This window comes from Kitasatospora sp. HPM-01-4 (assembly GCF_051374625.1).
In the GTDB taxonomy this organism is placed as follows: Bacteria; Actinomycetota; Actinomycetes; order Streptomycetales; family Streptomycetaceae; genus Kitasatospora.
Genome location: NZ_JBPQGP010000005.1, coordinates 5,621,076 through 5,634,289, shown reverse-complemented (window position 1 = coordinate 5,634,289; position 13,214 = coordinate 5,621,076). Strand labels below are relative to the sequence as shown.

The following is a 13,214-nucleotide window of genomic DNA, read 5'->3' as shown; positions in this document are numbered from 1 at the left end:
GGCGCCACCCGTCACACGCTCGTCCACGGTGAACCGCAGAGGACCTGGACCGGACCATCTGCCCAGGTCATCGACACAGAAAGCGCGAACCAGTCCACTTCTCTTCACAGCGGAGTGGGCAGGTTCACAGCAGTGGATAACAGTTCGGTAGGCATTTAGAGATCGAAAGTAACACAGCGTCGCGATTTCGACCCGCTCTGCAGCATCTAGACCGAGTTTTGCCAGCATCGTCGCCTAATGTCCGATTTGTTCCTTACTCATCGCATACAGAGGACTGTTTGTTCCGTTTCCCCGCTCGTGCTGGAATTCCAGCTACCCCGTAGTCACCCAGGGAACGTTCCACCCCACAGCGGGCTGCGGCAGGCGGGGGAATGCCGCTGGATTGATCCATGGCCGCCAAGCGGCCGAGAGGTTGTTGTCGAGTGAGGCGTAAGCAGCCAAACACACCGCAGCGGCGCTCCGAGCCCCGCGAGAACGAGGCGGTCGGTAGTGGCCAGCCATCGACGAGCGGATTCTCCGCGTTCACCCCGGCCGGCGAGGACCGCCCGTCCCCCGGCCCGGCGCCCCAGATCCTGAGCGGACCCGGCAACCCCGGCTCGCCAGGTGCGGCGCCCAAGGGCAAGGACTCCGGCAAGAACGGCGCCGGGAAGGGCCCCCAGGGCCCCCGGCCGACCACGCCGAGCGCCGCCAAGACCACCGAAGAGCTCCGGCAGAGCTCCGGTAAGTACGACTTCCTGGCACCGCGCAACTGGCGCGTGCCGACCCGACTGGTCGCCATCCTGCTGATCCCGGTCGTCATCGGCCTGGTCTTCGGCGGCCTGCGGGTCAACTCCTCGATCGACGAGTTCACCACGGCCGACCACGCCGTGAAGACCGCCGAGCTGGCCCGTACCGCCACCGAGCTGGCGGACGCGCTGCAGTCCGAGCGCGACCTCACGTTGATCCCCCTGATGACCGGCCGTGACGACCAGGGCGTGGTGCCCAAGCTGCGCGCCAAGACCGACAAGGCCCTGGTCGCGTACAACAACGCCTTCAAGAAGGTCTCCGGCGACGCCACGCTGGCCCGCCGCAACGACGCCTTCCAGCAGCAGGTCGTCTTCCTCCAGCACCTGCGGGACAACGCCTACAAGCCCCAGCTGTTCGCCACCGCGACCCAGGCCGCGTACTCGACGCTGTACGCCCCGCTGCTGGCCTTCGACAACTCCGTCGGCTACGGCAGCACCGACGTCACCAGCAAGGGCCGCTCCATCTACGCCCTGTCGCTGGCCAAGGCCTCGGCCTCCAGCCAGCGTGCGATCATGCTCACCGTGCTCACCGGTGTCGGCACCAGGACCGTGACCCGGTTCGAGAACCAGGAGCTGATCCAGTCCCTGCTGGTCGCCGGCAAGCTGGAGCAGACGGCGCTCAACGAGTTCACCACCGGTAGCACCCCGCAGGACGCCGCGGTCTACTCGAACGCCCAGGTCGCGCAGTCCGCCGAGGACGCCCGCTCCACGCTCCGCATGCCGGACAACAGCATTCCGACCATGCAGGGCCTGATGAACATCGGCGCCTCGTACAGTGACGCCGCCATCGCCGGCTGGACCAACGGCGAGGCCGCGGCCAACCACAACTTCCAGAGCGCCGCCAAGGAAGGCCTGACCCCCGACAACTGGATGCAGGCGACCTCCAGTCACCTGAACCCGCTGCGCAGCGCCGAGAAGACGCTGCTCGACGAGGTCGTCACCAACACCCAGGACATCCGGGACAACGCCCAGCTCGACGCGATCGTCAACTCGGCCATCGTGGTCGCCGCGCTCGCGCTGGCCGGTCTGCTCACCGGCTTCATCGCCCGCTCGATGATCCTCGGTATGCGCGTCCTGAACACCGCCGCGCTGGACATCGCCAACCACCGTCTGCCGGACCTGGTCGAGAAGCTCTCCAAGACCGACCCGGAGCGGGTGGACACCAACGTCGAGCGGATCCCGCTCTGGGGCAAGGACGAGATCGGCGAGGTCGCCCGCGCCTTCGACCAGGTCCACCAGCAGGCGGTCTCGCTGGCCGCCGAGCAGGCCCTGCTCCGAGGGAACGTCAACGCGATCTTCACCAACCTGTCGCGTCGCAGCCAGGGCCTCATCCAGCGCCAGCTGGCGCTGATCACCGACCTGGAGAACAACGAGGCCGACCCGGACCAGCTGGAGAACCTCTTCAAGCTGGACCACCTGGCGACCCGTATGCGCCGCAACGGTGAGAACCTGCTCGTTCTCGCGGGTGAGGAGGCCGGCCGCCGCTGGAACACCCCGGTCCCGCTGGTCGACGTGCTCCGTGCCGCCGCCTCCGAGGTGGAGCAGTACGAGCGTGTCGAGCTCTCCGGCATCCCGGAGGCCGAGGTCGTCGGCGCCGCCGTGACCGACCTCGTCCACCTGCTCGCCGAGCTGCTGGAGAACGCCACCACCTTCTCCAGCCCGCAGACCCGCGTTCTGGTCAACGCCACCGGCCTGCCGGACGGCCGGGTGCTGGTCGAGATCCACGACAAGGGAATCGGCCTCACCGCCGAGGACTTCGCCGAGATCAACGAGAAGCTGGCCGAGCCGCCCACGGTCGACGCCACCATCTCCCGCCGCATGGGCCTCTTCGTGGTCGGCCGGCTGTCCCAGCGGCACGACATCCGCGTGCAGCTGCGCCCCTCGGGCGAGTCCGCCGGTACCACCTCGCTGGTCATGCTCCCGCCCTTCCTCACCCAGATGCGCCGGGCGCCGGAGCCGGAGGAGCAGTTCACCGTCTCCCGGATCTTCGAGCAGGAGCCGCAGGAGCCGCAGGAGCCGCAGGAGGCAGCCTGGGAGGTCAGCGAGTCCCAGCGCAGCGCCGCCGAGCTGGGCTTCGACGACCATCTGACCGGCAACAGCGGCAGCAGTGGCTTCAGCCCCGCGCTGGAGGCCATGCAGCGTTCGCAGCGTCTGGACCAGCAGCGCCGCCGCGCCGCCCTGGACGCGGCCCCCGAGGCCATCGAGGCCGAGGAGATCGTCGAGGCCGAGGTCGAGGAGGTCCCGCCGGCCCCCGCCGAGCCGTACGGCCAGCCGTACGCCGAGGAGGGCTACCAGTACGGCCAGGACCAGTACCAGGCCTACGGACAGCACGACCCGCAGGAGCCGTACGGCCGCCCGCAGTACGCGGACGACTACGGCTACCAGCAGCCCGGGCAGGGCTACACCGAGCCGCAGTACCAGGACCAGCCGTACGGCCGGGAGCAGTACCAGCCCCAGGCCTACGCCGAGGACCGGTACGCCGACGGCTACGGCTACGACGAGGGCGGCTACGGCCGCACCGGGCAGCAGTTCGAACAGAACCAGCCGTTCGGTGGCCGGGCCGACGAGCCCGCCGGGCACCCGTACAGCCCGGAGCCGTACGCGGCCGAGCAGCCCGCGCTGCCGCCGGCCGCGCCGCACTCCGCCGACCCCGGCTCGGGTCTGCCGCAGCGGCTCCCCGGCCAGCAGCTGGGCGGCGGCTTCGGCTCCACCCGTGATGTCGGTGGCGGCCACGGCGGCCCGTCGGTCTTCGGCGGCGAGACGCCGAACTGGTTCACCGGCGCCAAGGACACCGGTTCCCCGGGCGACGAGAACCGCGGCCACGAGGTGTCGGCCCTGGGCGGCTACGGCCCGACCGGACCGACCAACTCGCCGAACGCGCCCTGGCAGTCGCCCAACGACGGCGACTGGGCACGGGCCGAACAGCTGCGCGAGCCCGCGGCCGGCGGCACCACCCCCTCCGGACTGCCGCGCCGGGTGCCCAAGCAGAACCTCGTCCCGGGCAACGCCAAGGCGACGCCGCAGGACGGCCCGCAGGTCTCCCGCAGCCCGGAGGAGGTCCGCGGCCGGCTGACCAACCTGCGCCGCGGTGTCGAGCAGGGCCGCAGCGCGAGCGGCGACGGCTCCACCGGGAGCTTCCGGATCGACCCCGACCGGGGCGACTCCGGCAACGGACAGCAGAGCAGCACCGATCTCTTCGGCGGCTCGAACCACCAGGAGCGTTGAGTTGAGTCAGATGAGCCAGGCCGCACAGAACCTGAACTGGCTGATCACCAATTTCGTGGACAACACCCCCGGGGTGTCGCACACGGTGGTGGTCTCCGCCGACGGGCTCCTGCTCTGCATGTCCGAGGGCTTCCCCCGCGACCGCGCCGACCAGCTCGCCGCCGTCGCCTCCGGCCTCACCTCCCTCACCTCCGGCGCCAGCCGGATCTTCGAGGGCGGCGAGGTCAACCAGACCGTCGTGGAGATGGAACGCGGCTTCCTCTTCCTGATGGCCGTCAGCGACGGCTCCGCCCTCGCCGTCCTCGCCGCACCCGACTCCGACATCGGTCTGGTCGGCTACGAAATGGCCCTGCTCGTCGACCGTGCCGGGGCCGTCCTCACCCCCGCACTCCGCGCGGAACTCCAGGGCAGTCTCCTGCACTGACGGTTCGTCGGATACCGTCCTGGTATTCGAAAGACCTCCGGCCCGTCCCGGGACCGTTCCAATGCGGTCCCGGGATCGGGCGTTGTACGGCTTTCGCACCACCTGCTCGGCCCCCCGGGGGCTGAGCTCGCACCGCACCGCCGCACCAAGTGAGGAGAGGAACCGTGACCCCGCCCAACGACCGCAGCGGCCAGTACGGCGTTCCGTACCCTGGCACCGGCCATGACGCTTTCGGAGCGCCCGGTGTCGGCCACGGTCAGCACCCCGGCCCCGCGACACAGCCGCACCCCGGCCAGTTCGGCTACCAGCAGCACTTAAGCGACCATCAGCCGCAGCCGCCCCATCCGTACGGCCACCAGGCCTACCAGGAACAGCGGTTCGCGCAGCCCGCTCCCGGCCATCCCGGCTACCCGGGACCGGAGGACTTCCCTGAACAGGCCGAAGACCCCGGCTACGCCGAGGAGTTGGACGACGATGACTCGGGGCCGCTGATCCGCCCGTTCGCGATGACCGGCGGCCGCACCCGGCCGCGGTACGAACTGGCCCTGGAGGCACTGGTCTCCGCCAGCGTCGCCCCCGAACGCCTGGCCACGATGCTGCCCGAGCACCAGCGGATCTGCACCCTCTGCACCGAGGTCAAATCCGTGGCCGAGGTCTCCGCGCTGCTCTCCCTTCCCCTGGGAGTGGCCCGGATCCTCGTGGCCGACCTGGCCGAGGCCGGCCTAGTGGCCATCCACCAGCCCGCTGCCGGCGGTGAATCCGGCAACCAGCCCGACGTCACGCTGCTCGAAAGGGTCCTCAGTGGACTTCGCAAGCTCTAACGCGGCCGCCCCCAGCCGCGCCACCACCTCCGCGAAGATCGTCGTCGCAGGCGGCTTCGGCGTCGGCAAAACCACCCTCGTCGGCGCCGTCTCCGAGATCAACCCCCTGCGCACCGAAGCCGTCATGACCAGCGCCTCCGCCGGCATCGACGACCTCACCCACACCGCGGGCAAGACCACCACCACGGTCGCCATGGACTTCGGCCGCATCACCCTCGACGAAGACCTCATCCTCTACCTGTTCGGCACCCCCGGACAGGACCGCTTCTGGTTCATGTGGGACGACCTCGTCCGCGGCGCCATCGGCGCCGTCGTCCTCGTCGACACCCGCCGCCTCGCAGACTGCTTCCCCGCCCTCGACTACTTCGAGAACTCCGGACTCCCCTTCGTCGTCGCCCTCAACGGCTTCGACGGACACCAGCCCCACACCCCCGACGAAGTCCGCGAAGCACTCCAACTCGGCGCCGACACCCCCATCATCACCCTCGACGCCCGCCGACGCGACAGCGCCAAAAGCGCACTCATCACCCTCGTCGAACATGCCCTCCTCGCCCGCCTCCGCTAAGAGACGAGCAACCCCCAAAGGCACCAGCACCCCAAGGGCAAGCACCCCAGGGGCGCAGGGAACCACCCGGTTCCCCGCGCCCCGGGGGGCTCAGCCCTCCGCCGGGTCCAGCCCGGCCCTGAGCAGTCCGTAGGTGTAGGCGTCCTCAAGTGCCCGCCAGGACGCGGCGATCACGTTGTCCGCGACCCCGACCGTGGACCAGGTCGAACCGGCGTCGCCGAACTCGATCAGCACCCGGGTCCTGGACCCGGTGCCGTGCTGGCCCGCCAGGATGCGGACCTTGTAGTCCACCAGCTCGATCCGGGCGAGCTCCGGGTAGATGTGCTCGAGAGCCGTACGCAGCGCCTTGTCCAGCGCGTTCACCGGACCGTTGCCCTCGCCGATGGCGATCCTGCGCTCGCCCTTGGCCCAGATCTTGACGGTGGCCTCGTTGTCCGCCTTCCCGTCCGGCAGCTGCTCGCTGATGGTGCGCCAGGACTCCAGCGTGAAGAAGCGCTCCCGGCGGCCCTTCGCCTCGTCGCGGAGCAGCAGTTCGAAGGAGGCGTCGGCTGCCTCGTAGGTGTAGCCGAGGTTCTCCTGCTCCTTGACCCTGGCGACCACCCGGCCGACCAGGTCCCGGTCGGCGGAGAGGTCGTAGCCGAGCTCCTTGCCCTTGAGCTCCACGGAGGCGCGGCCGGCCATGTCGGAGACCAGCATCCGCATGGTGTTGCCGACCAGTTCGGGGTCGATGTGCTGGTACAGGTCCGGGTCGATCTTGATCGCGGAGGCGTGCAGCCCGGCCTTGTGGGCGAAGGCGGAGAGGCCGACGTAGGGCTGGTGGGTGGAGGGGGCGAGATTGACCACCTCGGCGATGGCGTGCGAGATCCGGGTCATCTCGGCCAGCCGGCCTTCGGGCAGCACCCGCCTGTCGTACTTGAGTTCCAGCGCGCCCACCACCGGGAAGAGGTTGGCGTTGCCGACCCGCTCGCCGTAGCCGTTGGCGGTGCACTGGACGTGGGTGGCCCCGGCGTCCACCGCCGCCAGGGTGTTGGCGACGGCGCAGCCGGTGTCGTCCTGGGCGTGGATGCCGAGCCTGGCGCCGGTCTCCCGGAGCACGTCGGCGACGGTCTCACGGACGCCCGCGGGCAGCATCCCGCCGTTGGTGTCGCAGAGCACCACCACGTCGGCGCCGGCCCGGTGCGCGGTGCGGACCACCTCGAGGGCGTACTCGCGGTTCGCCCGGTAGCCGTCGAAGAAGTGCTCGCAGTCGATGAAGACCCGGCGGCCCTGGGAGCGCAGGTACTCCACGCTGTCCCGGACCATCTCCAGGTTCTCCTCCAGGGTGGTGCGCAGCGCCAGTTCGACATGGCGGTCGTGGGACTTGGCGACCAGGGTGACCACGGGGGCGCCGGAGCTGACCAGGGCGGCCAGCTGCGGGTCCTCGGCGGCCTTGCCGCCGGGCCTTCGGGTGGCTCCGAAGGCGACCAACTGCGCGTTCCTGAGGTCCAGTTCGGTTGCGGCCCGGGCGAAGAACTCGGTGTCCCGCGGGTTGGCGCCGGGCCAGCCGCCCTCGATGAAGCCGACGCCGAACTCGTCCAGGTACCGGGCGATGGTCAGCTTGTCGGCGACGGTGAGGTTGATGCCCTCGCGCTGGGCACCGTCGCGCAGCGTGGTGTCGAACACGTGGAAGCCGTCTTCGGGACGGCTGCTGGCCTCGGTCATGACCCTGGGTTCTCCGTTTCCGGGAGTACTGCTGTCGTTTCTGCCGGTTGGATCCGGCTCCACTGTCCACCATCCCGCACGCTCCCCGGTGTCCCTCGGCCCCTTGTGGGGGCTCCGGCCGGTCCGGGGGTAAACAAAAAGACCCCTCGCGGGTGCGAGAGGTCTGCGCGCGGGTCTGGACGACGGTGATCGCTCCATACCGGGGGTAGCCGGAGGGCGGTCACTGCGGACCGGCGCGCCTGCCGCTAATAATCAGCGAAAGCGAGGACACCCCCGGAGTCTTGCACACCTTCCGGAATCCGACCTGCGCGTCTCGCGATGCGGGATCGGATCACCTACTCGACCAGGTCGGCCGTGTCCAGCTCGAAGCCGAAGGGCTCGGGCAACGGCAACGGCTCGCCGACCCCGACGTCGGCGACGGACTCGTAGTCGCCGCCCTGCGGATCACCGTGCAGGATGATCCGGTTCTTCTGACGGTCCACTAGCAGGTAGAACGGGATTCCAGCAGCGGCGTAACCCTTGCGCTTGGCTTCGCGGTCCTTGACCGGGCGGTTGGAGGTGACCTCCAGGACCATCAGCACGCCGTCCGGTTTGGACCAGGACTCGCGGCCCAGCATCGCGCCGCGGTCCGTGAAGGTGCCGTCGGGGATGTACCGGCCGCCCGGCACGATGAGCCCCTTGCCGGGAGCGAAGTCAAGGTCCGTCGGGCACCGGCGGAACACCTGCCGGGCGATCCGGCCGATCACGGTCTCGTGGTCACCGTCGGGCGGTGGGGTCACGATGATCTCCCCCTCGATGAGCTCGGCCTTGAACCCCTCGGGAGTGTCCAGGGCCAGGAAGGCTTCGAGGAGGTCGTCGTCCTGGCCCAGCCAGGACTCGGCGAACTCGTGAGGCAGCGCGGTCACAACCCCTCCTTCCATCGCTACCGCTCAGCGAGCGGAGCGGTTCGAGGTTACCCCTACCGGGCGCCCCGCCGGGGCGGGGCGCCCGGCCACGGCTCAGACGATCTTGTGCAGCCAGCCGTGGGCGTCCGGCGCCTGGCCGCCCTGGACGGCGAGCAGGTTGCGGCGCAGCTCCATGGTGACCGGGCCGGGCTCGCCCTTGCCGACGGTCCAGTCGGCTCGGGCGGACTTGACCGAGCCGACCGGGGTGATGACGGCGGCGGTGCCGCAGGCGAAGACCTCGGTGAGGGTGCCGTCGGCGTTGCCCTGCTTCCACTCCTCGGTGGAGATCTTCCGCTCCTCGACGGCGTAGCCGAGGTCGGCGGCCAGCGCCAGCAGCGAGTCGCGGGTGATGCCGGGCAGCAGCGCGCCGGAGAGCTCGGGGGTGACGATCTTCGCGTCCTTGCCCTCGCCGAAGACGAAGTACAGGTTCATGCCGCCCATCTCCTCGATCCACCGGTGCTCGGCGGCGTCGAGCCAGACGACCTGGTCGCAGCCCTTCTCGGCGGCCTGGGCCTGGGCGACCAGCGAGGCGGCGTAGTTGCCGGCGCACTTGGCCGCGCCGGTGCCGCCGGGCGCGGCGCGCACGTACTCCTCGGAGAGCCAGACCGAGACCGGCTTGACGCCACCGGGGAAGTAGGCTCCGGCCGGGGAGGCGATGATCATGAAGAGGTACTCGCCGGCCGGGCGGACGCCGAGCCCGACCTCGGTCGCGAACATGAACGGACGCAGGTAGAGGCTCTGCTCCGGCTCGTTCGGCACCCACCCCTGGTCCTGCTGGACCAGCAGCTCGACCGCCTCGATGAAGGTCTCGACCGGCAGCTCGGGCATGGCCAGGCGACGGGCGGACGCCTGGAAGCGCTCGGCGTTGGCGGTCGGCCGGAAGGTCGCGATGGAACCGTCGGCCTGACGGTAGGCCTTGAGGCCCTCGAAGATCGCCTGACCGTAGTGCAGGGTCATGTTGGCCGGGTCGATCTCCAGCGGCGCGTACGGCGTCAGCTGGGCGTCGTGCCAACCGCGGCCCTCGGTCCAGCGGATGGTGACCATGTGGTCGGTGAAGACTCGGCCGAAACCGGGGTTGACCAGCCGGGCCTGCCGCTCCGCCTCGGACAGCGGGTGCGCGGAGGGCTTGAGCTCGAACGTGATGGGCGCCTGGGTGGGCGTACTCATGTCTGTCTGTCCTTCACCGTGGGGTTGGTCCGGGCCCCGCCACCGGTGTTCGAACACGCGACGGCACGGCCCACTGTCGATACTCGCATCCAGGGGGCCGTGCCGAACAGCCACAGACTGCTCCGATAGTAAGACCGGCCCGATGGCCGGAACTCGCTGTCGGTTCCGGCCCGTCAGCCGGATACTCGCCCGGCGAGCGCGTCGCCGATCCGGGAGGTGCTCCTGGCACCCGTGCGCTCCGCGAGGTCGGCCGCGACGGCGGCCTCGACCTTCGCCGCCTCGGCGGTGAAGCCGAGGTGCTCCAGCAGCATGGCGACGGACAGCACGGTGGCGGTCGGGTCGGCCTTGCCCTGGCCCGCGATGTCCGGCGCCGAGCCGTGGACCGGCTCGAACATCGACGGGAACTCACCGCCGGGGTTGATGTTTCCGCTGGCGGCCAGGCCGATGCCACCGGTGACCGCCGCGGCCAGGTCGGTGAGGATGTCGCCGAACAGGTTGTCGGTGACGATGACGTCGAAGCGCTCGGGCTGGGTGACGAGGAAGATCGTCGCCGCGTCGACGTGCAGGTAGTCGGTGGTGACCTCGGGGAACTCCCGGCCGACCTGCTCGAAGATCCGGGTCCACAGGCGGCCGGCGTGCACCAGGACGTTGTTCTTGTGGACCAGGGTGAGCTTCCGGCGCGGACGGGCGGCCGCGCGGCGGTACGCGTCGCGGACGACCCGCTCGATGCCGAAGGCGGTGTTGAGGCTGACCTCGGTGGCGATCTCGTGCTCGGTGCCGGTCCGCAGGGTGCCGCCGTTGCCGGCGTAGGGCCCCTCGGTACCCTCGCGGACGACCACGAAGTCGATCTCCGGCCGCCCCGCCAGCGGACCGGTGACGCCCGGGAAGAGCTTGGCCGGACGCAGGTTGATGTGGTGGTCGAAGGCGAACCGCAGCTTGAGCAGCAGACCGCGCTCCAGCACACCGGAGGGGACCGACGGGTCGCCGATGGCGCCGAGCAGAATGGCGTCGTGCGCCCCCAGCTCGGTCAGCACGCTGTCCGGCAGGGTCTCACCGGTTCGGTGGTAGAGCCGGGAACCGAGGTCGTACTCGGTGGTCTCCACCTTGACGTCGGCGGGAAGGGCGGCGGCGAGCACCTTACGGCCCTCGGCGACCACTTCCTGGCCGATGCCGTCACCGGGGATCACTGCGAGACGAAGGCTGCGAGACATGGCAGGGACCATACTCCGCGTCCCAGGTCGTGACACATTCTGTCCACGATCCGGACTTGCGTGTCGCGAGGACGGAGGTACGCAGCTTCGAACGAAGCGGGCGTAACCGGTAATATCCATCCAGAGTTCATGGGTTCTTCACGGGGGAACATCGATGGTCAATCCCATCAGCCGGCGCCGCGCACTATGGCTGACCGGCGGGATGGTGGCACTGCCCGCAGCCGGCTACGGACTGTGGGAGGCGACTCGCTCAGCGCCACCTGAGTCCCACAGCACCAAGGCACCGCCGGAGACCATCCAGGCCAGCGGCATCGCGGGCAACTCGGAGCGGATGTCCTTCGTCCATGTGATCGCCCACCCGGACGACAACCTCTACTTCATGAACCCCGACCTGGACCAGGCCATCGCCACCGGCGCTTCCTGCGTCACGGTCTGCCTCACCGACGGGGAGTCGGACGGCCGGAACGTCCTGCACAGCGACGCCGGCCACAGACGCGTCCCCGCCGACCGGCCCGACTACACCAGGGCGCGGATCAACGGACTCGCCGCCTCGTACGCGGTGATGGCCACCGGCGACGAGAACAGCCCGTGGGACGTGAAGCTGGTCAGCTACCACAACGGGTTCTCGGTCGAGCAGCACACCCTCAGGGCCGCCCCCCACGTGCAGCTGATATTCCCGGCGCTGGTCGAGGCCCGCGCGGTCAGCACCCCCAGGAAGGACAGCCTGCGCGGCCTGTGGCTGGGCCAGGAGCAGCAGATATCCACCCTGCCGCCGGTGCGCAGCGGCCTGCCCGCGCACGCGACCTACACCCGGGACCAGCTGATAGACACCCTGGTGAACATCCTCGACCACTTCCGCCCCACCGTGGTCCGGATGCTGGACCCCAACCCGGACCACGCCCTCAAGGCGCCGCCCAGGCCGCAGGGCCTGCTCTACCTCGACCACCAGGACCACACCTACTCGGCCTACTTCACCCAGGCGGCGCTGGCCAGGCACTGGGGCGACGGCAAGGCCAGGACCGCGACGGTGGAGAGCTACCTCGGCTACGTCAACGCCGAGCTGCCGGCCAACCTCGACCAGCCGACCGTGCAGCGCAAGGCGCGGCTGATCGACACCTACGGCTGGGCGGACAACCGCGACTGCGGCGACCCGGCCGGCTGCGGCGACCGCAAGGTCGGCAAGGGCGCGCTGCGCAACGGCTGGGCGCAGAGCACCCGTTACCGCGCGGCGGGCAGCGGCCAGTGGCTCCAGCAGACCGCCGCCGGCACCCTGGCGGCCTTCACCCTGCTCAACGGAACGGCCGCGTACTGGTACGAGGACGCCAAGGGCTGGCAGGGCCCCCGGCGGATCGCGGGCGACGGCATGGAGGGCCAGCTGCAGGTGGTCCGCCACGCCGACGGGCTGCTACGGCTGTTCGGCGTCCGCACGGTGCTCGGGTACACCCTGCAGGACCACCGGCGGGAGATCGTCACCTGTGTGCAGACCCCGGGCGGCCCGGGCGAGCCGCCGGCCTTCGGCGACTGGCAGAGCCTGGGCGCGCCGGACGGCGACGACGCGGTGAAGTCGATGGAGTTCGGCTACCCGTGCGCCCTGGCCCGTCCGGACGGCAGCGTGCAGGTCTTCGCCCGCTCCTTCACGGGCACCCTCGCCGTGCGCACCCTGGACGGCGGCTGGAACGTGCTGCCGCTGCCGAACGGGGTCGGCCCGCAGGTCAGGGACGGTCTCGGCGCGGTGCTCGACGCCGACGGCCGCACCCATGTCTTCGCACCCGGCAAGGGAGTCGCGCACTGGATGAGCGACACCCCGGGCGGGCCGCTGCGCCCGGCCGCGCCGACCGGTCTGCCGGTGCCGGGCGGTCCGATCACCGCCGTGCTCGGCGGCGAGGGCCGGCTGCGGCTGCACTTCCGCGAGCCCAGGTCGGCCAGGGTGCTGACCGCCGAGCTCCAGCCCGGGACGGGGCACATGGGTGCGGCGGGTGCGGCAGATGCCGCGGGTACGGCAGGTACTTGGAAGGTCGTCTCCGAAACCACCCCGCCGGGCGGTTTCGGCCGGGTCGCGGCCGCCGCGGAAGCGCTCGCGATCCGGGACGGCAAGGGCCGCGTCGCCCTCTCCCCGAACCAGGACTGGCTGCACTCCCAGGGTCAGGAGTGGCTGCACTCCGGACCGCTGCTGGCCGGCACCCCCTCGCTCGCCACCGACCGGGAGGGCCTGCCGGTCGCCGTCGCGATGGGCTGCGACGGACAGCTCTACACCACCCGGCGCCCGGCTGCGGACCAGCCGTTCGGGCCGTGGACCACGGCCCGCTGAGGCGACCGGTTTCCGTGATGTCAGCCCGCTTGGACCGACCGGCGATAGGGAGCGTGGATGAAG

9 protein-coding genes are annotated in these 13,214 nt (G+C 70.4%); 5 read left to right on the top strand and 4 right to left on the bottom strand.

Annotated features, from left to right (window positions below; genetic code table 11):
* Positions 1-422: 422 nt before the first annotated feature.
* The 4 genes from ACSMTC_RS24480 (at position 423) to ACSMTC_RS24465 (ending at position 5,820) form a co-directional block, all read left to right on the top strand.
* The gene (locus tag ACSMTC_RS24480) at positions 423-4,010 is read left to right on the top strand and encodes a sensor histidine kinase (RefSeq protein ID WP_436561868.1); all 3,588 of its coding nucleotides are present in this window, start codon (positions 423-425) and stop codon (positions 4,008-4,010) included.
* Between the two features lie 10 nt (positions 4,011-4,020).
* A complete protein-coding gene (locus ACSMTC_RS24475; protein WP_030248297.1) occupies positions 4,021-4,434 on the top strand; it encodes a roadblock/LC7 domain-containing protein in 414 nt (137 codons plus the stop codon).
* A 164-nt stretch (positions 4,435-4,598) separates the two neighbouring features.
* Positions 4,599-5,255, top strand: a complete 657-nt coding sequence (locus ACSMTC_RS24470) for a DUF742 domain-containing protein (RefSeq protein ID WP_436561867.1) — start codon at positions 4,599-4,601, stop codon at positions 5,253-5,255.
* On the top strand, positions 5,236-5,820 hold the full coding sequence (locus tag ACSMTC_RS24465; RefSeq protein ID WP_436561866.1) for a GTP-binding protein: 585 nt from the start codon (positions 5,236-5,238) through the stop codon (positions 5,818-5,820). Before ACSMTC_RS24470 ends, ACSMTC_RS24465 begins: the two co-directional genes overlap by 20 nt.
* Before the next feature lie 90 nt (positions 5,821-5,910).
* Here the strand turns inward: ACSMTC_RS24465 and cimA are convergent, their stop codons facing one another.
* The 4 genes from cimA to ACSMTC_RS24445 all read right to left on the bottom strand — a co-directional run bounded on the left by cimA (position 5,911) and on the right by ACSMTC_RS24445 (position 10,843).
* A complete protein-coding gene (cimA, locus tag ACSMTC_RS24460; protein WP_436561865.1) occupies positions 5,911-7,521 on the bottom strand; it encodes a citramalate synthase in 1,611 nt (536 codons plus the stop codon).
* Positions 7,522-7,856: 335 nt separating this feature from the next.
* Positions 7,857-8,426, bottom strand: a complete 570-nt coding sequence (locus ACSMTC_RS24455; protein WP_436561864.1) for a Uma2 family endonuclease — start codon at positions 8,424-8,426, stop codon at positions 7,857-7,859.
* A 93-nt stretch (positions 8,427-8,519) separates the two neighbouring features.
* Complete coding sequence (locus ACSMTC_RS24450; protein WP_436561863.1) at positions 8,520-9,632, bottom strand: branched-chain amino acid aminotransferase; 1,113 nt, start codon at positions 9,630-9,632, stop codon at positions 8,520-8,522.
* 173 nt (positions 9,633-9,805) lie between these two features.
* Complete coding sequence (locus tag ACSMTC_RS24445) at positions 9,806-10,843, bottom strand: 3-isopropylmalate dehydrogenase (protein ID WP_436561862.1); 1,038 nt, start codon at positions 10,841-10,843, stop codon at positions 9,806-9,808.
* Positions 10,844-10,997: 154 nt separating this feature from the next.
* Between ACSMTC_RS24445 and ACSMTC_RS24440 the strand changes: the two genes are divergently transcribed.
* Positions 10,998-13,151, top strand: a complete 2,154-nt coding sequence (locus ACSMTC_RS24440; protein WP_436561861.1) for a PIG-L family deacetylase — start codon at positions 10,998-11,000, stop codon at positions 13,149-13,151.
* Positions 13,152-13,214 lie beyond the last annotated feature (63 nt).

Coding starts and splice junctions, on each gene's coding strand:
- ACSMTC_RS24475 (WP_030248297.1), top strand. CDS start 4,021: ATGAGCCAGGCCGCACAGAACCTGAACTGGCTGATCACCAATTTCGTG.
- ACSMTC_RS24440 (WP_436561861.1), top strand. CDS start 10,998: ATGGTCAATCCCATCAGCCGGCGCCGCGCACTATGGCTGACCGGCGGG.
- cimA (WP_436561865.1), bottom strand. CDS start 7,521: ATGACCGAGGCCAGCAGCCGTCCCGAAGACGGCTTCCACGTGTTCGAC.
- ACSMTC_RS24445 (WP_436561862.1), bottom strand. CDS start 10,843: ATGTCTCGCAGCCTTCGTCTCGCAGTGATCCCCGGTGACGGCATCGGC.
- ACSMTC_RS24450 (WP_436561863.1), bottom strand. CDS start 9,632: ATGAGTACGCCCACCCAGGCGCCCATCACGTTCGAGCTCAAGCCCTCC.